Annotated in this window: 20 protein-coding genes and 1 other annotated feature (1 of these 21 cut by a window edge); of the genes, 17 read left to right on the forward strand and 3 right to left on the reverse strand. The window is 39.0% G+C overall.

Going from position 1 to position 21015, the window contains the following annotated elements:
* Positions 1 to 7 precede the first annotated feature (7 nt).
* The 8 genes from AC6CHS_RS01240 to yajC all read left to right on the forward strand — a co-directional run bounded on the left by AC6CHS_RS01240 (position 8) and on the right by yajC (position 6041).
* Positions 8 to 520 (forward strand): YhcN/YlaJ family sporulation lipoprotein, encoded by a 513-nt coding sequence (locus AC6CHS_RS01240; RefSeq protein ID WP_498233665.1) that lies wholly within the window; start codon positions 8 to 10, stop codon positions 518 to 520.
* A 239-nt stretch (positions 521 to 759) separates the two neighbouring features.
* Positions 760 to 1491 carry a YebC/PmpR family DNA-binding transcriptional regulator gene (locus AC6CHS_RS01245; protein ID WP_498233666.1) on the forward strand — a complete coding sequence of 244 codons (732 nt, stop codon included), beginning with the start codon at positions 760 to 762 and terminating at the stop codon, positions 1489 to 1491.
* A gap of 138 nt (positions 1492 to 1629) precedes the next feature.
* Positions 1630 to 2235 (forward strand): Holliday junction branch migration protein RuvA, encoded by a 606-nt coding sequence (gene ruvA / locus AC6CHS_RS01250; protein WP_498233667.1) that lies wholly within the window; start codon positions 1630 to 1632, stop codon positions 2233 to 2235.
* Between the two features lie 15 nt (positions 2236 to 2250).
* Positions 2251 to 3252 (forward strand): Holliday junction branch migration DNA helicase RuvB, encoded by a 1002-nt coding sequence (gene ruvB / locus AC6CHS_RS01255; RefSeq protein ID WP_036572308.1) that lies wholly within the window; start codon positions 2251 to 2253, stop codon positions 3250 to 3252.
* The gene (locus AC6CHS_RS01260; RefSeq protein ID WP_498233668.1) at positions 3249 to 3446 is read left to right on the forward strand and encodes a DUF2905 domain-containing protein; all 198 of its coding nucleotides are present in this window, start codon (positions 3249 to 3251) and stop codon (positions 3444 to 3446) included. Before ruvB ends, AC6CHS_RS01260 begins: the two co-directional genes overlap by 4 nt.
* A 15-nt stretch (positions 3447 to 3461) precedes the next feature.
* Entirely contained in the window at positions 3462 to 4487 is a 1026-nt protein-coding gene (queA, locus tag AC6CHS_RS01265) for a tRNA preQ1(34) S-adenosylmethionine ribosyltransferase-isomerase QueA (RefSeq protein ID WP_498233669.1), read from the forward strand.
* A gap of 117 nt (positions 4488 to 4604) precedes the next feature.
* A complete protein-coding gene (gene tgt, locus AC6CHS_RS01270; protein WP_036572317.1) occupies positions 4605 to 5744 on the forward strand; it encodes a tRNA guanosine(34) transglycosylase Tgt in 1140 nt (379 codons plus the stop codon).
* A gap of 39 nt (positions 5745 to 5783) precedes the next feature.
* Complete coding sequence (gene yajC / locus AC6CHS_RS01275) at positions 5784 to 6041, forward strand: preprotein translocase subunit YajC (RefSeq protein WP_036572319.1); 258 nt, start codon at positions 5784 to 5786, stop codon at positions 6039 to 6041.
* Between the two features lie 227 nt (positions 6042 to 6268).
* On the opposite strand, the gene AC6CHS_RS01280 is transcribed toward yajC, so the two are convergent.
* Complete coding sequence (locus AC6CHS_RS01280; RefSeq protein ID WP_036572322.1) at positions 6269 to 6652, reverse strand: TIGR04086 family membrane protein; 384 nt, start codon at positions 6650 to 6652, stop codon at positions 6269 to 6271.
* A 294-nt stretch (positions 6653 to 6946) separates the two neighbouring features.
* On the opposite strand from AC6CHS_RS01280, the gene AC6CHS_RS01285 reads away from it, so the two are divergent.
* Positions 6947 to 8245, forward strand: coding sequence for an ArsB/NhaD family transporter (locus tag AC6CHS_RS01285; protein ID WP_498233670.1), 1299 nt, complete (start codon positions 6947 to 6949; stop codon positions 8243 to 8245).
* 176 nt (positions 8246 to 8421) lie between these two features.
* Here the strand turns inward: AC6CHS_RS01285 and spoVB are convergent, their stop codons facing one another.
* Positions 8422 to 9975 (reverse strand): stage V sporulation protein B, encoded by a 1554-nt coding sequence (gene spoVB / locus AC6CHS_RS01290; protein WP_498233671.1) that lies wholly within the window; start codon positions 9973 to 9975, stop codon positions 8422 to 8424.
* 129 nt (positions 9976 to 10104) lie between these two features.
* On the opposite strand from spoVB, the gene AC6CHS_RS01295 reads away from it, so the two are divergent.
* From AC6CHS_RS01295 to dtd, 7 genes are all read left to right on the forward strand, one after another.
* Positions 10105 to 10407 (forward strand): post-transcriptional regulator, encoded by a 303-nt coding sequence (locus AC6CHS_RS01295; protein ID WP_498233672.1) that lies wholly within the window; start codon positions 10105 to 10107, stop codon positions 10405 to 10407.
* A 97-nt stretch (positions 10408 to 10504) separates the two neighbouring features.
* Positions 10505 to 12757 carry a protein translocase subunit SecDF gene (gene secDF, locus AC6CHS_RS01300; RefSeq protein WP_498233673.1) on the forward strand — a complete coding sequence of 751 codons (2253 nt, stop codon included), beginning with the start codon at positions 10505 to 10507 and terminating at the stop codon, positions 12755 to 12757.
* Between the two features lie 221 nt (positions 12758 to 12978).
* Positions 12979 to 13308: a LapA family protein gene (locus AC6CHS_RS01305; protein ID WP_379549599.1), complete on the forward strand. Its 330-nt coding sequence runs from the start codon at positions 12979 to 12981 to the stop codon at positions 13306 to 13308.
* 222 nt (positions 13309 to 13530) lie between these two features.
* The gene (gene recJ, locus AC6CHS_RS01310) at positions 13531 to 15852 is read left to right on the forward strand and encodes a single-stranded-DNA-specific exonuclease RecJ (RefSeq protein WP_498233674.1); all 2322 of its coding nucleotides are present in this window, start codon (positions 13531 to 13533) and stop codon (positions 15850 to 15852) included.
* Entirely contained in the window at positions 15842 to 16354 is a 513-nt protein-coding gene (locus tag AC6CHS_RS01315) for an adenine phosphoribosyltransferase (protein WP_106897032.1), read from the forward strand. Before recJ ends, AC6CHS_RS01315 begins: the two co-directional genes overlap by 11 nt.
* Before the next feature lie 263 nt (positions 16355 to 16617).
* Positions 16618 to 18822, forward strand: a complete 2205-nt coding sequence (locus AC6CHS_RS01320) for a RelA/SpoT family protein (protein ID WP_498233675.1) — start codon at positions 16618 to 16620, stop codon at positions 18820 to 18822.
* Between the two features lie 81 nt (positions 18823 to 18903).
* Positions 18904 to 19347 carry a D-aminoacyl-tRNA deacylase gene (gene dtd / locus AC6CHS_RS01325; protein ID WP_498233676.1) on the forward strand — a complete coding sequence of 148 codons (444 nt, stop codon included), beginning with the start codon at positions 18904 to 18906 and terminating at the stop codon, positions 19345 to 19347.
* Between the two features lie 224 nt (positions 19348 to 19571).
* On the opposite strand, the gene AC6CHS_RS01330 is transcribed toward dtd, so the two are convergent.
* Positions 19572 to 20645, reverse strand: a complete 1074-nt coding sequence (locus AC6CHS_RS01330; protein WP_498233677.1) for an N-acetylmuramoyl-L-alanine amidase family protein — start codon at positions 20643 to 20645, stop codon at positions 19572 to 19574.
* Between the two features lie 112 nt (positions 20646 to 20757).
* Here AC6CHS_RS01330 and AC6CHS_RS01335 point away from each other — a divergent pair, with 112 nt between their 5' ends.
* Positions 20758 to 20931 (forward strand): hypothetical protein, encoded by a 174-nt coding sequence (locus AC6CHS_RS01335; protein ID WP_498233678.1) that lies wholly within the window; start codon positions 20758 to 20760, stop codon positions 20929 to 20931.
* A 51-nt stretch (positions 20932 to 20982) separates the two neighbouring features.
* Positions 20983 to 21015 (forward strand) — a binding site (T-box leader) (it continues 186 nt past the right edge of the window).

Consider the following 21015-nt stretch of genomic DNA (forward strand, 5'->3'; position numbering starts at 1 on the left):
TTTTTTTTTGAAAACAAAATTAGTATTTGGGCTAGCATTGTTGATACTTACTGGATGCAATTCTGGTACGGAGGAACAAGGGCAGTCAGATGATAACCAGCAAAAAACAGAGTATATAAATTATGAGACTGAACAAGAACATAAAGAAAGAGAACAAGGGAAAGAACTTTCTATAGGTGAGCAAGGGGGCTACCCGCAAAGTAAACAGGAAGGTGCCAATGATGCTGATTTTAAAAACGGTTACTCAGATGCTTATACGAACGAAGAGGCGTTATGGCTATCCGAGGAATTGGAGAATCGAAAAGATATTGTAACAGCACAGGTTGCTTCCACAGAGGATCAAATTTTAGTAGGGCTCATACAAAGGGAGTATGCTACAGAAGATGTACCAAAGCGGGTGAAAGAGGAAATTCAAAAATTACTTCCAGATACAAAAAAGGAAATTATTGTCTTTACAGATAATGCTTATTGGGAATATATGAAGAACCGAGATGCCAAACCAAATGGAAATACGCCATAATAAATGACGTTATCTAGCCATTAGTTTTTTATCCCCCTTAAAGTGACAGAAAGTCCTCCAATTCAAGAAGGGAAAAGATATCAAGTTTTGAAGTGGGATAAACTGTCAGTAAAGGACCGGCCCGGTAAACGAACATTTGGTGTAAGAGGTAGCGAGCCCCACTAAATGAAGTTTCGCTTTATGAAATTCCTTTTTTTTGGTATAGTTAAAAAGGAAATTTCTAGAGAGGAGAATGTCCGATGGCTGGTCATTCTAAATGGAAGAATATACAAAGAAGAAAAAATGCACAGGATGCAAAAAAAGGTAAAGTTTTTATGCGCCACGCGAAAGATATATATACTGCTGCGAAACAGGGAGGCGGGGACATCTCAACAAATGCTTCTCTACGTCTAGTAGTAGATAAGGCGAAAGCGGATAATATGCCTAATGATAATATTGATCGTGCAATAAAAAAGGCAACTGGTACACTTGATGGTGCTAGCTTTGAGGAACTAACATATGAAGGGTATGGACCTGGTGGTGTTGCAGTTATCGTTAATGTTTTAACAGATAATAAAAACCGTACTGCTGCAGAAGTTCGCCATGCATTTAAGAAAAATGACGGCAACCTTGGAGAAAATGGAAGTGTTTCTTTCATGTTTGACCGTAAAGGATACATCGTAATTGCGAATGAAAATGGGGAAATTGATGAAGACGAACTTACATTAGAAGCTCTTGAGGCAGGAGCAGAGGATATTACAACAGAAGAAGAAGCTTATGAAATCTTTACTGAACCAGAAAACTTCCAAGATGTCGTGACACACCTAACGGAAAATGGTTACGAAATAGCTGATTCTGAAGTAACCCTCTTTCCACAAACATACAGTGCTCTGAATGAAACCGACGAGAGCAAAATGTTAACCCTTATAGAGACGTTAGAAGAAAACGAAGATGTACAGGACATTCATCACAATTTAGAAGAATCAAATTAACTCATTTAACAAGGAAGTTTCTATTCCCGTTCGAGGATAGGAGCTTCTTTTATTAGTTAATTATGCGTAATAACTGTAAGTTTCGCTGATTGTAAAGTTATGATAGAATGGTGAAAGGATTGTAAAGGAGACGGATGAATGATTGCTTATATTAAAGGAATGCTTACATATATCTTAGATGATTCCATCATCATGGACGTTCAAGGAATTGGCTACGAATTATTTTGTGCCAATCCTTTTGTGTTTCAGTCGTCGTTACATAAAGAGATTAAGATCCATACATATCATCACGTAAGGGAAGACGCGCAGATTTTGTATGGATTTAAAAATGAAGATGAGAAATTTTTGTTTACCAAACTAATTTCTGTCTCCGGAATAGGCCCAAAAGGCGCATTGGCAATACTCAGTGGAGTGGATGTAGCTGGCATCGCAGCAGCAATTGAACGGGAAGATGACAAATTCTTAACGAGCTTTCCAGGGGTAGGGAAAAAGACAGCAAGGCAAATTATTCTAGATCTAAAAGGTAAGCTTACAAACGTCCTTACCATCACCGAAGTGGAAACCGATATGGCTAATGCAAAGGATGCAGATGCAGAAGGTCTTCAGGAGGCTGCGGAAGCATTAAAGGCGCTTGGATATACGGATAGGGAAATAAAAGGTATTATGCCAGAGTTAAAAGCAACGGATAGTAAAAACGCGGATGAGCTTATTAGAAAAGCATTATCTTTATTAATGAAAAAGTAGGAGAGGGGGAGAATAATGGAAGAACGTATGGTTACAGGAGAATTTCAAGAAGAAGATTCAGTTGAGCTAAGTCTTCGGCCTTCTGCTTTAAATCAGTATATTGGACAGCAGAAGGTTAAAGAAAATCTTAGTATTTTTATTAAGGCAGCTAGAATGAGAGAAGAACCATTGGACCACGTTCTGTTGTATGGCCCTCCAGGGTTAGGGAAAACCACATTAGCAGCAATTATTGCAAATGAAATGGGAGTGCAATTCCGTTCCACCTCTGGACCTGCCATAGAACGAGCTGGAGATCTTGCAGCTATATTGTCTTCTTTAGAACCTGGTGATGTGCTGTTTATTGATGAGATTCACCGCCTTCCGCGTTCTGTAGAGGAAGTATTATATCCTGCAATGGAGGATTTTTTCCTCGATATTGTTATAGGCACAGGACCGAGTGCAAGGTCGGTTAGGATTGACTTACCCCCATTTACATTGGTAGGTGCTACTACAAGGGCAGGACTATTATCAGCACCTCTTCGCGACCGATTTGGCGTACTTAGCCGCTTGGAGTTTTATGAAGCGAAAGATTTATGCTCTATTATTGAGCGAACAGCCGAAATTTTTCAAACCTCTATTACAAAGGAAGCTGCAACGGAAGTGGCCAGACGTTCTAGGGGCACCCCGAGGATTGCAAATCGCTTGCTAAAAAGGATTCGAGATATCTCGCAAGTGAAGGGCGAGGTAGAGATAAGCGCAGATACAACAGCTGACGCTTTAACGATGTTACAGGTTGATGATGAAGGACTTGACCACATCGATCATAAGCTATTAAAAGGAATGATAGAAAACTTCCAGGGTGGACCTGTTGGGTTGGATACAATAGCTGCTACAATTGGTGAGGAATCTCAAACAATTGAAGATGTTTACGAACCATATTTATTACAAATCGGTTTTATCCAAAGAACACCAAGAGGGAGAATTGTCACACCAAAAGCATACCTACATTTTGGAATGAAAGTGCCTGGCTCAGAATGAGTATAGGTAAATTGCTTATTGTCGCAGGGATTATTATGGTCCTTATTGGAATTGTATGGACGTTTATTGGAAAATTACCTGGTGATTTTTCTTTCAAGAAGGGAAATGTCACGGTTCATTTTCCGATTATGACTTCAATTATTGTAAGTATTATACTTTCCTTGGTATTCTTTATCTTAGGAAAGTTTCGTTAAGTAAGGAGATGCAACATGAATATAGAAGATTTTGATTTTCATTTACCAGAGGAACTAATTGCACAAACACCACTCAAGGATCGTACATCCTCTAGACTACTTGTCCTAGATAAAAACAAGAAAGAACTGGAACATAAGAAATTTAAAGATGTAAAAGATTACATTAAACCAGGTGACGCCCTTGTACTAAATGATACGCGCGTATTGCCTGCAAGACTATACGGTGTGAAGGAAGACACAGGAGCAAATATTGAAGTGCTTTTATTACACCAAGAAAATGGAGATACTTGGGAAGTACTAGCTAAGCCTGCAAAAAAAGTAAAGCAAGGATCTGTTATTACGTTCGGAGGCGGAAAGTTACAAGCTACTTGTGTAGGATTGAAAGAGCATGGTGGGCGAGTAATGGAATTTTCCTATAGCGGTATATTTTATGAAGTTCTTGATGAGCTCGGAGAAATGCCTCTTCCTCCATATATAAAAGAAAAGCTACCTGAAAAGGAAAGATACCAGACTGTATATGCAAAAGAAGAGGGTTCGGCTGCAGCGCCAACAGCAGGGCTACATTTCACAAATGAATTGCTTGATGAGCTCAAAGCAAAAGGAATTACAGTATCTTTCATAACCTTACATGTAGGGTTAGGAACGTTTCGTCCTGTAAGTGTAGATAATATTGATGATCACCAAATGCACTCGGAATTTTATCATATGTCCCAAGAAACAGCTGTTACACTAAATCAAATAAAAGAGCAAGGTGGAAGGATTATCTCAGTAGGTACAACGTCCACTAGAACGTTAGAAACAATCGCTAGAGATAATGGCACGTTTGTGGAAACAAGTGGCTGGACAGATATTTTTATTTATCCACCATACGAATTCCGTGCAGTTGATGGGCTTATAACAAACTTTCATCTGCCTAAATCTACGTTAATTATGTTAGTCAGTGCTTTGGCAGACAAAAATTCCATTTTACATGCCTATGAAGAAGCAGTAAGAGAAAAATACCGGTTCTTTAGTTTCGGCGACGCTATGTTAATTATTTGATTTGATAAGTTGATTTTTGAAACATTCTGAATGTGCCTACTAGAGACTACTTAGAAAGTAAGTGTAGCATGAGGAATCTATCCTCATGCTTAATATATTAAAAAGGACGAATACTTTATGACACCCATAACATATGAATTAATAAAAACATGTAAACAAACAGGGGCGAGATTGGGACGTGTCCATACACCGCACGGTTCATTTGATACCCCAACATTCATGCCAGTCGGGACACTTGCTACTGTGAAAACGATGAGCCCTGAAGAGCTTCAAGAGATGAATGCGAATATCATCTTGTCGAATACGTACCATCTATGGCTTCGACCAGGAGAGGACATCGTAAGAGAAGCTGGAGGATTACACAAGTTTATGAATTGGGATGGCGCTATTTTGACTGATTCTGGTGGATTTCAAGTCTTCAGTTTGAGTGACATGCGGGAAATCAAAGAAGAAGGAGTTCATTTTAGAAACCATCTAAGTGGAGATAAACTCTTTTTATCACCGGAAAGGGCAATGGAAATTCAAAATGCGCTCGGATCAGACATCATGATGGCCTTTGACGAGTGTCCACCATATCCTGCCAGCTATGAGTATATGAAATCTTCTGTAGAGCGTACCTCACGCTGGGCAGAACGTTGCCTAGAAGCGCATCAACGACAACATGATCAAGGCTTGTTTGGTATAATTCAAGGCGGCGAGTATGAAGATTTACGTAAATTAAGTGCACAGGATTTAGTTTCCTTAGATCTACCCGGCTATGCAATTGGCGGGCTATCTGTTGGAGAACCAAAAGATGTTATGAACCGTGTATTAGACTTTACGGCTCCCCTAATGCCGTCTAATAAGCCACGCTACTTGATGGGAGTTGGTTCACCGGATTCTTTGATTGATGGAGCCATAAGAGGAATTGATATGTTTGATTGTGTGCTTCCAACAAGGATCGCACGAAATGGGACATGCATGACGTCAAATGGACGACTTGTTGTACGAAATGCAAAGTTCGCTAGAGATTTTGGGCCGATTGACGAGAATTGTGACTGTCATGTATGTAAAAATTACTCCCGTGCATACATTCGCCATTTAATTAAATGTAACGAAACATTCGGTTTTAGGCTTACTACTTATCATAACCTCTATTTTCTGTTAAAATTAATGGAGCAAGTCCGAACAGCAATTGCTGAAGATAGACTTGGTGACTTTAAAGAAGAATTCTTTGAGCAATATGGTCTGAATAAACCGGATGCGAAGAACTTCTAAAGAGGTTTTTTATATATTTTGAAAGGAGGGAATACAAAGATGGATATGCTTATATCACTATCACCAATTATTCTTATGTTTGTAATCTTCTATTTCTTGCTAATACGTCCACAACAAAAACGCCAGAAGCAAGTGAAACAGATGCAGTCAGAGCTACAAAAAGGCCAATCCGTTGTTACTATCGGTGGATTCCACGGTGTTGTTCACGCTATCGATGAAAACACTGTCGTAATTCAGTCTGGTGACGGTACTAAGCTGACGTATGACCGTTCAGCAATCCGTGAAGTTAGACAATAGTAAGTAGACTAAGGTGCCACCATAGGCATTTCTCCTGTGGTGGATGGTTTTTAAGTAACATTATGTATCTAATACATAGAAAAACGAAGTTAACGGAATCTTGTTAACTTCGTTTTATTTTATTTCTAGGAAATAATATTGGTATACACGTTTGCTAAAGAAGCGAATGCTAGTTTGTCAACGTTACATATCCTTCGTATTCTACCAAAGTATACGAATAAGCTTCACTACTTCTCAACCTGTCCTCCGGTAATATTAACACCTATTACACCACCAAATAAAGCTACAAGAATATAGGCTGTATGATGAATCGTCTGTTCCATGCTAAACCCGACTTGATACCCTAGATATTGGACAAGGAATGTAAACAAGGTAAATCCCATTCCTGTTAAAGCTCCAATAATCCACCCCTTGGCTTTGCTTTTGGCTCCAGCTACCATTCCACCTATAAATAGAGAAATTAATCCAATTACGAGTGTTACCCACGTTAAGGCCGGTTCATTGAATGTAGAAAAACGAAGTAGTAACGCTAAGATGAAGCTGGCAAGTAGTATAAGACCTAACACGATAATCCACCCATACAATAGGGCTGTAAATTGTTGTTTGTTCACTCATTATCCCCCCTGAGATTGTCCACTTACATTAATAGTATTCAAGAAAAAATAAAATAGACGAAAAATATTTTAGTCTGTCCTCACATAGAAATAGTATAGAAAGCAATATCTATCCCGGTGCAACCGTCCGTAAGACTCCCACTTCAAAACATGAAGTAAAACAGTGATGTTTAAGTGGGAATAAACGGACGCTAACACCCCGATTCATTCAACTAACAATCAGTGGGAGAAGAATGAAATCCCCACTGATTGAAGTTTCACTTTATAACGAATTGTGAAAGTGGGTGAGAAATGGACGTCCTTCTTGCAACAATTATTTTTATAGTTAGCTATTTTTTCATTATGACTGATAAAATAAACCGAGCAATAGTAGCGCTATCTGGAGGAACCCTTTTATTATTAACTGGAATTTTTACAACACAGGATATATTTACAGAATACATCGACTGGGCTACAATTGCATTGCTATTTTCTATGATGGTGCTCATTTCTATTACTGAAAAAACGGGCTTATTCACCTTTATTGCAATCCGCTTCGCGCAGCGGGTAGGGGGAAGACCTATTCCACTTCTAGTAGGTGTTGGCGTATTAACCGCGGTAGGTTCAGCAATGCTTGATAATGTGACAACCGTTCTTATTTTTGTACCAATTCTCCTGAAAATCACAAAACTATTAAACATACCATCCTTTCCATACTTATTAATGATTATATTTAGTTCAAATATAGGAGGTGCTGCAACATTAATCGGAGATCCTCCGAATATTATGATTGGACAAGCAGTAGAACATCTAACCTTTCTTTCTTTCTTTATACATGTCGGACCGATTGCCTTGATCATGTTTCTAACCATGATACTTTTTATTTACCTTTGTTTTAGAAAAACGCTATCAAATTCAGTGATCGATGCTAGGGAGTTAGAAAAGATGGATGCTGCGGCTCATCTACATAAGACACCCATGCTTTATAAATCGATTAGCGTTCTTATATTAACGATAACAGGCTTTCTTCTTCATGCTTTTGTTCATATCGATCTAACCGCGATTGCTTTAGCAGGAGCACTACTTCTACTGTTTCTAACTCAAGACGAATTAGAAGCTGAGAGGGTTTTTGAAAAGGTAGAATGGGTTACGCTATTTTTCTTTGTAGGTTTATTTACGCTTGTAGGTGGGCTACAAGAGGTTGGAGTAATTGATGAACTTGCTCGTGCTATTGTTCTTACAACAGATGGGGACTATGTAAATACTACTTTGCTGGTGCTTTGGGTATCGGGGATTTTCTCTGGAATAGTGGATAATATTCCTTTTGTAGCGGCAATGATCCCTGTAGTACAGGAGTTTGAAAGCTATGGAATGGTATACTTGGATCCGATATGGTGGGCTCTATCGCTCGGTGCTTGCTTAGGTGGGAATGCTACACTAATTGGATCTTCTGCAAATGTGGTAGTTGCCGGATTGGCAGAACGTTCAGGTGATAGAATTTCTTTCGTTCGATTTATGCTGTTTGGGGTGCCAATCGTGTTACTATCCCTCGTCATTTCAACGATTTATATATATTTACGATACCTATTACCATATATAAGCCAGCTATAAAACCTGCCACGGGCAGGTTTTGTTGCATAAAAAGAAGACATGCCTAGGTTTAACCATAGGCATGTCTCTTTTTTTCAGGGCGATAGATGTTATCGATTTGTGAATGGAGGGAGGCCGATAAAAATGGTCTACCGCATAGGCGGCGTTCACTAGTATAGATGCCTGCGCTCAAGTTATTACTTCAACCATTTTTTAAATAAGGGTAATTGTATAAGTTCCTCTCTTGAGATAAATCGAAGGATAAAGAGAGTGATAACATAAAAGATAAGAAGTATGATGAGAGCAAGTATAAAGAGAAATAAATTTGGCCCCATCGATTCATATAGATTTCTGATCCAAGAGCCGATCACCCAGGTTGTACCGATTAAAAGAATCATTTTACCAATATCGACCAACGGTATGGAAAATTGAATGGCTTTTTGTAAGGCTGCAAAGTGAAGTAAAGTAACAAGTACTACACCAACAGACATGGCAATGGCTACACCGTTAATTCCAAAGCTGGGATTTGATGCGAGAAAGAACAATACACTTAATTTACACAGCGCCCCGATTAAGCTATTCCACATGGCCGGTTTTGCTAAATCGAGTGCTTGTAATGCAGCTTGTAATGGTGATTGGACATAGAGTAAAATGAAAAAAGGTGCCATTAATACAAGCAAGCTACTAGCTTTGTCTGTCCCGTACATATAGGTGAGGATCGGTGAGGAAAATAGGCATAGCACTACTGTTGCAATGGCGCCGGAAGCGAATGACAAGCGAATGGACTGATGGATACGGTAATGAACCAAGCCCTTGTTTAAATTGGCTTCTGCTTCTGAAATAGACGGAACGAGAGCGATGGACAGGGAATGTGTAATAAATGTTGGTAAAAATAGTAATGGGAAGATATAGCCTGTGAGCTCTCCGTATTGCCTTGTTGCCAGGGAACTTGAAATGCCTGCAATAGCAAGACTTTGCGCAACAAGTATGGGTTCTAAAAAATTTGTAAAGGAGCCTATCATTCTACTTCCAGTACTTGGAAGAGCAATGGAGAACAGTTCTTTTACTGTAGAACGGCTAGATTTTAAATAGCTAAAAAATTTCGTGCGAATTTTAATCTTTTTCTTTCTTTTAAACATGTAAATCATGTATAAGAGGGAAATAAACTCACCCAAGATAACACTGATCATGGCACCTGCTGCTGCATACTCTACGCCATATGGAAGTAATAGCTTAACGAAAAAAGCAACGCATGTTATTCGAACAATCTGTTCGATCACCTGTGCATAGCTCTGTGGCTTCATGTTCTGCTTACCTTGAAAGTATCCTCTCAGAACAGAGGATATCGCAACAATAGGAATAATAGGGCTAATAGCCATTAAAGGATATAGTGTCCGTCCATCTGTCAAAAGTGAGGTTGCTACAAAGGGTGCTGCAAACATAAGACCGACAGTAAATAGAACACTGGTTATTCCCGTAGCGATTAAAGAAACGATTACTATTTTCTTCACTTTTTGTGAATCATTTTTAGCTTCCGCTTCCGCAACCCTTTTGGAAATGGCGACAGGAAGCCCAAGCTGAGTCAGTGTCATTACCATAAATAAAGTGGGGAGAGCCATCATATAAAGGCCCACACCTTCTTCTCCCATGAGCCGGGCTACGACAATTCGATTGATAAAACCTAGAAATCGGGTAATCATACCAGCTAAAATTAAAATAAGTGTGCCTTGCAGAAATGTTTGTTTGGTCATTATAGCCGACCTGCCTTCTCAAATAATAATTTTTCATATACAATGATATATATGCTTGCAAGTGGGCCAAGCATGACAAGAAGGATTAAAGAAGAAATAGATTCTATTCTCCGTGTAAGGAGGGACACTATGGAAATTGTACAAACTGTATCAGAATGGAAGGCCATGATTATGCCAACATTAGAGAGTAAGGCTGATGAATTTCAAATGATGGGATACTCAAGGGCTAATCCCGAAGAGATCTGGGACTGCCTAGTTAAAAAGGTTTGGAAAGGTAATCCAGAAAAGCGAATTTACGAAGTGGTGCAAGATATTTTCCACCTTAGATCTGGAACCTATATTAGTTATCTGACTGTAGCGGCTTACCAGGATGATAATTTATTTGCATCCATTTCTGCTTTAACTGCGGGTGGTCAAGAAGATGGTGGATAGTTTACATAATTGCAAGAGATGATTTTAATTTCTAGTAAAAATTTAGTGAAAAGTATTGGCTGGAATAACCTAGCCAATTGTTTGGAGGCATAGATAAATGAAAAAGAGAGGCAGAATCGTCGCCTTTTTTCTGATCGTACTTATTTTTGGGGGTCTGATCGGATCAACGGTTACTGGTGTAACGAAAGATATTAATTTAGGGTTGGACCTTCAAGGTGGTTTCGAGGTTCTCTATGAGGTAGAGCCAGTAGATGAAAGCCAAGAAGTAGATAGGAAATTACTTGAATCAACTGTCCAGATATTAAATGAACGTGTTAACCGCTTAGGGATCAGTGAGGCGAGCATTGATATTGAGGGAGAAAATAGAATACGGGTGCAACTTGCTGGTGTCCAGGATCAGACAGAGGCAAGAGAAATCCTCTCAACCTCTGCAAGACTATCTTTCAGAGATGTCAATGACAATGAGCTTTTAAACGGTAACGATGTGAAAGAAGGAAGTGCGAAGCAGGATTTTGATCAGACGACAAATGCACCGATCGTCACATTGCAACTAAAGGATGCGGCTAAATTTGGAGAAGTGTCAACGCAAATTAAAAACATGGGTGCGCCAGATAACTTACTTGTCATCTGGATGGATTATCAGGAAGGCGATTCTTTTGCAGCTGAATCGGAAAAAGAAGATCCAAAGTATATTTCCGCACCTAGCATCACACAAACACTAAATACTACAAATGTAATGATTTCTGGTAATTTCACTGTTGAATCAGCACAGCGTTTAGCTGATATTATAAATTCCGGTTCATTACCTGTTCACATGACGGAACTGTACTCTACTTCCGTAGGAGCACAATTCGGGGAAATGGCACTAGATAAAACAGTTTTTGCTGGCTTTGTCGGTGTAGCATTGATCTTTATATTTATGATCATTGTTTATCGTTTACCAGGATTTGTAGCGGCAGTTAATTTAAGTATTTATATCTATTTAATACTTGTTATCTTCGAACTCATGAATGGTGTGTTGACACTACCAGGAATAGCTGCACTTATTTTGGGTGTCGGGATGGCAGTAGACGCCAATGTTATAACGTTTGAACGCATTAGAGAAGAATTACGGACAGGAAAATCTGTAATAGCGGCATTTAAAACAGGTTCTAAAAACTCCTTATCGACTATATTTGATGCAAATATTACGACATTGCTAGCTGCTGCAGTCCTCTTTATGTTTGGTACTAGTTCAGTGAAGGGCTTTGCCACAATGCTGATTGTTAGCATCGTAGTAAGCTTCTTGACAGCCGTATTTGGGACAAGATTGTTACTAGGACTCTGGGTGAAGAGTAAAGTTCTAAACAAACGGTTAGGTTGGTTTGGGGTTAAAAAAGATTCCGTGAAGGATATTTCCAGTAAAGAACAGCCTGAACCAGAATTCTTTAATAAAAAATTTAACATTGTACAACATCGCAAAAAATTCTTTGCTATTTCTATCGCTATGGTAGTAGTGGGTATTGCCTCATTACTTCTGTTTAAGTTAAATCCAGGGATTGATTTCACCAGTGGTTCTCGGATTGAAGTAACGGCAGAAGACAGCATAACTGAAGAGCAAGTTACATCTGACTTTGAAAGCCTCGGCTTAGAAGCTGACGTCGTTATCTCAGGTGATAATAATGACCGAGGTGTGGCAAGGTTTGATAAAGTGCTATCGGAGGACAAGGTTTCTGAAGTGACCACATATTTTGAAGATGCGTACGGAAGTTCACCAAATATCAGTGTGGTATCTCCAATTGTTGGGGAGGAACTAGTGAAGAATGCACTATATGCAGTTGGAATTGCTTCCATATTTATGATTATTTATGTTGCGTTCCGATTTGAACTGTTCTTTGCAATAACAGCGATTATTGCATTGTTGCATGATGCATTTTTTGTTCTGGTTATTTTCAGTATTACTCGCATCGAGTTTGATGTCACGATTGTAGCTGCAATTCTTACGATTGTCGGTTACTCGATTAACGATACGATTGTTACGTTTGATAGAATCAGGGAAAATCTGCGTAAAGAGAAACGGATTAAATCGTTTAAGGATCTCGCTGTTATTGTGAATAGAAGTCTTGTACAAACTTTAACAAGGAGCTTGAATACAACTATAACGACATTGATAGCCGTTTTAGCATTCTTGTTCCTCGGAGCTTCACCTATAACAGGATTTGCTATTGCATTAACTGTGGGGCTAATTGTCGGAACATACTCTTCTCTCTTCCTAGCTGCGCAAATTTGGTTAGTTTGGAGAGGGAAAATGATTAAGAATAAACCTGTAGACTTTACCAAGAAGAAACGTGTGGAAGGTCCACAAGTATAGTAAAACATTTATAAGCCTCTACTAAAGTTAAAGTCGAACAGAATTTGAAGGCTCCACCTTCGAAACTGTTCGGCTTTTTTTATCCATTTCAATATAAGCAAACCTAAACACCCACTTGCTTAATTGATGATTAGGTTAATGAACTGTCACTAGTTTCTTGCTTAATTAAAGCAAATCCAGGGTATGATACTTAAGAATGCGATATTAGAAGGAGGAATTACATGAAAGGGCAAGGCTATGTTATTTTGGCAATTATTTTCGTTATTATTGTGGCAGTGTTTGCAGTAACTAATGTAGATCCGGTTGAAGTTAACTATTTATTCTGGACAGCGGAATCCCCGCTTATTCTAATTATTCTTTTCTCCGTCTTAATGGGAGGAATTATTACTGCTGCGGTGGGTGTGATTCGAATGTTTCGCCTACAGCGACAAGTTCGAAGTTTACAAAAAGAAAATGAAACCCTGCATACACAATTACGCGAAAATGGCTTAGAGCCTGGTGAGAACATCCAGAATGATACTGATATAAACCAGGTAGACGAGATAAAGTGAAACTTCAATCAGTGGAGGTTTTTGTACTTCCCCCACTGATTGTTAGTTGAACGAATCGGGGTGTTAGCGTCCGTTTACTCCCACTTAAACATCACGGTTTCACTTCATGTTTTGAAGTGGGAGTCTTACGGACGGTCGCACCGGGATAAAATAACAATGGAAGAAAACAGCATTGCTACCCTTGACTTACTCTTGTATAATAGATTAGTCAGGGGTGAATTTATGTTACAAAGCAAGACAAAATGGAGAAGTAAAGAAATAACGAATGAGGAAGACCATTGGATGGACGACTCCATTACGTTATCGCCAATTATCAAAGAGCTTTTAGTTCAGCGAGGTATAAAGACTGGCGAGGAGGCTAGACAATTCCTCTCACCTGATATAAGTACATTACATAACGCTGCAGACTTCGATTCAATTGAGGTAGCTGCAGATCGTGTTCGAGTGGCTATTGACCAACATGAGAAGATTCTTGTGTATGGAGACTATGATGCTGATGGAGTTAGCTCTACAACAGTTATGCTCCTTGCATTAAAAGAGCTTGGCGCAGAGTGTGATTACTATATTCCAAACCGCTTTAAGGAGGGCTATGGCCCAAATGAAGCTGCTTTTAGAGAAGCGAAAGAACAAGGCTATGCACTTATTATAACAGTGGATAATGGGATAGCTGCAGTACATGAGGCAGAAGTAGCTAAAGAGATCGGTCTGGACTTAATTATAACCGACCACCATGAAATTCAAGAGCAGCCTCCTGACGCATATGCAATTATACACCCAAAGCGCTCTACAGCTGATATTTTTCCAGAATTAGCAGGAGTTGGGGTTGCCTTTAAATTTGCAGAATACCTACTGGGATATTTTCCAAAACAATTTCTCCCATTTGTGGCTATTGGGACAATTGCTGATCTTGTACCATTGGTCAGTGAGAATCGCGTCTTGGCTTATCATGGATTACGAGCTCTTGCCCAAACCAATAATGTTGGGTTACAGGAACTTATGCGTGTCTGTAATATTGAAGGGAACGTGTCAGAAGAGGATGTTGGCTTTTTAATTGGTCCACGAATCAATGCTGTAGGAAGATTACAGGATGCCGATTTGGCTGTACAGCTTCTAATGACAGACGATAAAACGGAAGCGGAAGAGATTGCTACAGAGATTGACCAGATTAATGTAAAAAGACAACAAATTGTAAATGATATAGTCAAAGAAGCCGAAAAAATGGTGGATCCAAATCAAGAAAAAGGTGTCATTATTGTAGCAAAAGAGGGCTGGAATGAAGGTGTGCTAGGTATTGTTGCATCAAAGCTAGTACGAAAATTTGATCAGCCTGCGATTGTATTAACTAAAAAGCCAGGAACCTCCCAAGTAAAAGGTTCTGCTCGAAGTATCCCTGCTTTTGATTTATTTAAAAATTGTATGACTGTAAGGGACCTATTTACTCATTTTGGCGGGCATTCCCAAGCGGCTGGCATGACATTACCACTCGAGAATTTAGATGAATTGCAAATTCGGTTAAATGAACTCATTCGTAATGAACTAGCAGATGAAGATTTTAAACAGCTGTTAGAAATCAGTAGTGAAGTGAGTATAGAAGATGTTAATGAGAAGCTTGTTGACGAAATAGGAAAGCTTGCTCCTTTCGGAATGAAGAATCCTAAACCTATATTTCAACTGACTGCAATCCCGTCTGAATTAAGACAAATAGGGAGCACGAAGCGGCATCTTAAGTTATTGTTTAAAGAAGAAGGAAAGAATGTAGAGGGAATTGGTTTTGGGTTTGGTGAGCTTTACCCACATATATCTCCTAATACCCCCGTAACGGTTGTTGGGGAGTTGGGAATAAATGAATGGAACGGCAATAGAAAACCCCAAATCGTACTGCAGGATATGGAAATTAGACAGTGGCAGTTGTTTGATCACCGTGGAAGAAAGAATATAAATCTCACCCCATATATTGAGCACCATAACTCCAACCTAGTAGTTGGTAATCCGCAAATTGATTTGGGGAGCGACGTACAATATATTCAATATGACGCCATGGAAGTGGTACCTGCTACAGATGCTCTTTACATCTATGATATGCCACAGGATCTTTCAAAATTAAAAGAGTTAATACAAAAGGCAAAACCACAAAATATTCATGCATGCTATTATATAGAAAACAGTGCCTTCTTGAATGCTCTACCGACACGCGAAGACTTTAAATGGTATTATGCTGTTCTGTTAAAGAAAAAGGTTCTTGACCTAAATAGTGAGATAAATGTAGTCATGAATACAAAAGGGTGGAGCAAAGAACGCATCTATTTTATTTCAGAGGTGTTTTTTGAACTCGGCTTTGTTAAAATAGATAACGGTATTATTACAGTGAATCCAAAACCAGATAAAAAAGATCTTTTGGAGTCTTCTGCATATCAGACACAGCTAGAACAAGCTGAAATAGAAAAGACATTATATTACTCAAATTACAACGAATTGAGAAACTGGTTCAATAATTGCATGGACCAAGTGGAAAGTCCCAAGGAGGAACTAAGTTATGGATTATAAACAATATGTAAAAATAGTAGAAGATTGGCCAAAAGAGGGTATTCGCTTTAAAGATATTACGCCTTTGATGGATAACGGGAAAGCTTTTAAATCAGCTGTTGACGAAATAGTGTCGTTTGCAAAAGAGAAGGAGATTGACATCGTAGTAGGTCCTGAAGCGCGTGGATTTATTGTTGGCTGCCCGGTTTCCTATGCCTTAGAAGTTGGGTTTGCACCCGTAAGGAAAGAAGGAAAGCTTCCACGTGAAGTTATTAAAGTAAACTATGGTCTTGAATATGGAAGTAACGTGCTGACTATTCATAAAGATGCAATCAAACCAGGACAACGTGTTTTGATCACGGATGATTTGCTTGCAACAGGCGGTACAATTGAAGCAACTATTAAGTTAGTTGAAGAATTAGGTGGTATTGTAGTTGGGTGCGCTTTCATAATAGAATTGAGTTACTTGGATGGTATGCAAAAACTCGACGGATATGATGTGCTTTCCTTAATGAGCTATTAATTACTAGAATGAAGAACAGGTCTGATGGAATAATATCCGTCAGACCTGTTCTTCTAAATTTTACAGCAATTCATCTTAATATATTTTTATTTTTTAATCATTGTACATACGTGTCGGAAAAGCATATAATATGCATTATATAGTTTTTACTAACCGTTTTATATATTATATCAGTTAAGAAGCAAATGAACGCTAAGAATTGAAATGAAACGCTTTTAAAATACATTCGGAACATAACGAACTTTTCCAAACAAGGTGATTACATGGCAAAGGATAATATAGTATCAATAGAAGACATTATTAAAAAGGTGCGTGAGTATCTAACAGAAGAAGATGCTACGTTTATTAGGCATGCATATAAATTTGCAGAAAATGCACATGCAGAGCAATTTCGTAAATCAGGGGAACCTTATATTATTCATCCAGTACAAGTCGCAGGAATCCTAGCTGACTTAGAGATGGACGCAGAAACAATCGCTGGAGGTTTCCTACATGATGTGGTGGAGGACACAGAAATAACTGTTGAGGAACTAGAGACTGCTTTTAATAGAGAAGTAGCATTGCTAGTTGACGGTGTTACCAAGTTGGGTAAGATTAAGTATAAATCGAAGGAAGCAATACAGGCTGAAAACCATCGCAAAATGTTTGTCGCGATGGCAAAAGATATTCGAGTTATATTAATCAAACTTGCTGACCGCCTCCATAATATGAGAACCCTAAAACATCTGCCTCCTGAGAAACAACGCCGCATATCTAATGAGACCCTGGAAATTTTCGCACCTTTGGCACATCGGCTTGGAATTTCAACAATTAAATGGGAACTGGAAGATACAGCACTACGATATTTAAATCCACAGCAATATTACCGTATTGTTCAACTGATGAAGCAAAAAAGGGATCAACGAGAATCCTATATAGATGAAGTAATGAACGAAGTCACGAAGCAATTAGATGAAGTAAATATACAGGCGGAAATGTCCGGTAGGCCGAAGCATCTATATAGCATCTATCACAAAATGGTGGAGCAAAATAAACAGTTTAATGAAATATATGATCTTCTTGCTGTACGTATTCTCGTGGATAGTATTAAAGACTGCTATGCAGTACTCGGCATAATTCATACGTGCTGGAAACCCATGCCAGGGCGCTTTAAGGATTACATTGCGATGCCTAAGCCTAACCTTTACCAGTCGCTTCATACGACAGTAATTGGGCCAAAAGGGGATCCGTTAGAAGTGCAAATCCGCACGAAAGAAATGCATGAGATTGCCGAGTATGGCATTGCTGCGCATTGGGCCTATAAAGAAGGGAAGCAGGCGCATACTAGTAAGAAATCTTTTGAAGAAAAGCTAACATGGTTCAGAGAAATACTTGACTGGCAGAATGAAACACATGATGCGGAAGAATTCATGGAGACATTAAAAGTCGATCTTTTCTCCGATATGGTTTATGTATTTACACCTAAAGGCGATGTAATCGAATTGCCTTCAGGATCTGTCCCACTTGACTTTGCTTATAAAATTCATACCGAAATAGGCAATAAAACAATTGGTGCGAAGATTAACGGGAAAATGGAGCCACTTGATTACAGTTTAAAAAATGGCGATATTATTGAAGTGATGACTTCTAAGCACTCTTATGGGCCATCACAGGATTGGCTGAAGATCACCCAAACTTCACAAGCAAAGAGCAAGATTAAGCAATTCTTCAAAAAGCAACGGCGTGACGAAAATATTGCTAAGGGCAAAGAAGCAGTAGATCGGGAAATCCAAGCGTTAAGTTTGGAACCAAAAGAAGTTCTGACACAAGAGAATTTGCAAAGGGTTTATGAGAAATTCAATTTTATGAATGAAGATGATATGTATGCAGCTGTCGGGTATCAGGGAATTACAGCAGCACTTATAGCTACAAGACTTACTGATAAAATTAGACAGACTAAACTAAAAGAGCAAGATCTTGCTCAAACCATTGAAGAAGTAAAGACAACGGAGCTCAAAGAAAAAAAACCTCATAAGCGAGATTCAGGGGTAAGAGTAGAAGGTGTCGATAATCTCTTAGTTCGTTTATCCAAGTGCTGTAACCCAGTTCCTGGGGATGAGATTATGGGATATATCACAAAGGGAAGAGGCGTTTCCGTCCACCGGTCTGATTGCCCAAATGTTCAAACCGATGAAGCTAAACAACGCTATTTGCATGTGGAATGGGAAAAGAACCATTCTGTCCAAAAACAATACCATGTAGAGCTGGAGATATCTGGATATGATCGCCGAGGCCTAGTAAATGAAGTACTACAGGCAGTAAACGAAACGAAAACAAATATTACCTACGTAAATGGTAAATCAGATCGAAATAAAATGGCGCTCATCCAGATTACTATTTTAATCCATAATACCGGACACCTACGCAAAATTGTAGAGCGAATTAAACAGATAAAAGATGTTTATACCGTTACAAGAACTCTGCAATAGTAGCTCATTAACAAAGAGGGCCTAGTTTTTCAGGAAGTTAAATGACACTTTCAATAAAGAGCAGATCGGGGGAATGCCTGAATGAAAGCAGTAATACAACGAGCGAAAGATGCCAGTGTTTTAGTGGATGGCGAAGTTGTTGGCAGCATTGACAAGGGACTAGTCGTGTTGTTGGGAATTACTCATGAAGATACTATAGAGGACGCAAAGTACCTAGTTCAGAAAATCATTCACCTCCGAATCTTTGAGGATGAAAATGAAAAAATGAATTTATCTTTACAGGATACGGATGGGAGTCTGCTCTCTATATCGCAGTTTACCCTTTATGGAGATACGAGAAAAGGCAGGAGGCCAAACTTTATGCAGGCTGCCAGGCCAGATGATGCGTTAGAGCTCTATAATCAATTCAATGAGCTTGTTAAAGAACAAAATATACATGTGGAAACAGGCAAGTTCGGCGAAATGATGGACGTGCAGTTAACGAATTCTGGACCTGTGACTCTCATTATTGATAGTAAAGAGTAAGAATGTGAATGAAAAGTATAAAGATAGAGTGAAGAACCGCTTACGGCGCATAAGAACAATGATTGCTGAAGAGTAATAACCAGAGTTATCATGAGTTATCATTTAGAGAATATTAGCATCTCGTGGTAAGGATGATAGCTAATAATATGACAATAAAAGTATGAAAATCAAAAAGCTGGACAAAGTCGAATAATTATTCGAACATGTCCAGCTTTTTCTTTCGATTACTCGTTAGCAAAGTATTTACCCAGGCCGTTGACAATTCCGGAAACAAGTTTCTTTTGGTAAGCAACTGTTCCAAGTAAAGACTCTTTATCTGGGTTGGATAGGAAGCCTAGTTCTAAAAGTGCAGAAGGCTGCATGCTTTGCCTTAGAACTAGAAAATTCCCATGGGTAACACCTCTGTCTGTGGCTTCTGTTTCTTTTACCAGCTCTGATTGAATGTAGGAAGCAAGAACTTCATTCTTTCCTTTATAAAAATAGGTGCCGATCCCGGTTACATCAGGGTGTTCTGGTATGCTATTATAATGTATGCTAATAAAGGCGTCTGTTTCCATCGTATTGGCATAGCTTACTCTGCTGCTCAATGAAATGTATTCATCCTCTAGGCGAGTCTGTAATACTTCAGCACCAAGCATGGTGAGTTCGCTTGCTAATTCCTGTGCGGTTAGAAACGTGACATCCTTTTCAAGTACCTCAGAGGAACCAATCGCTCCAACATCCCGTCCGCCATGGCCGGCATCAATAACGATAGTCTTGTTTTTAAAGACTGAAGTAGAAGTAGATGAGCTAGGGCTCTTCTTGATTATCCGTTTGGATACAAAGCCGGATAAATCATTGTTGGAAACCTCAAACCAATCTTCCTGATCACCAATCACATTAAAGGTATCTCCTTTTTCAGCAAATCCAACAATCTCCCCGTCAGTTGAGGGAGCGGACCGGATATGAGTGTTATCAAATGGAATAGATATTGTTTCTACAGAGCTTGTGCTCGTTTCTGTTACTTTCTCATCTTCTTTTTCTTCTTCCTCTGCCTCTACCATCTTTGTGAAGGAGCTTGTTACCCAGCCGTCCTCTTCATTAAATTGGATTCTTATCCAATCCCCTTGCTCTTCAAGCAGTTCGTATGTATCTCCAGTATTTCCGCTTCCAATTACATCAAAATTAGTACCAGGACCGCTGCGTATGTTTACACTGTCTCCTGTAAGCTCTATTTCATCAGCGAAAATAGTAAAAGGGAATGCAAACCAGATTACTGCTAAACTGAAGAAGGTAAGCCATTTTCTCTCTATGCGCAAAATAGTTCCTCCTAAATTATGTACTCTTTAACAAAGTATAATAAAAATAGACCGTTTAGGCAAAACTAATGGTAAGTTAGGAAATCTTAGACGATCTTGGAGGGAAAATTGCATGCGATATGGTGAGAAACAATGGACTTCCACCAATAACAAAGAATTATTTGGCGTAAATCTCCATCAGTTTGTAGAGATGGAGGGACATGCTAATCATATGGAAATAGCTCAGGAATTCGGAATTTCCTTAGGTGAAGTGAAAATGCTAAAGAAAAAACTGAATCGTGCTTGACAATCCTTCATGTAGCAATTAATATAATAGTCATTCCATAATACACGAATAAAAGAACCGATGACGGAAAAAGTAGAGGAGTCC

This window comes from Oceanobacillus sp. GQ8 (assembly GCF_059758495.1).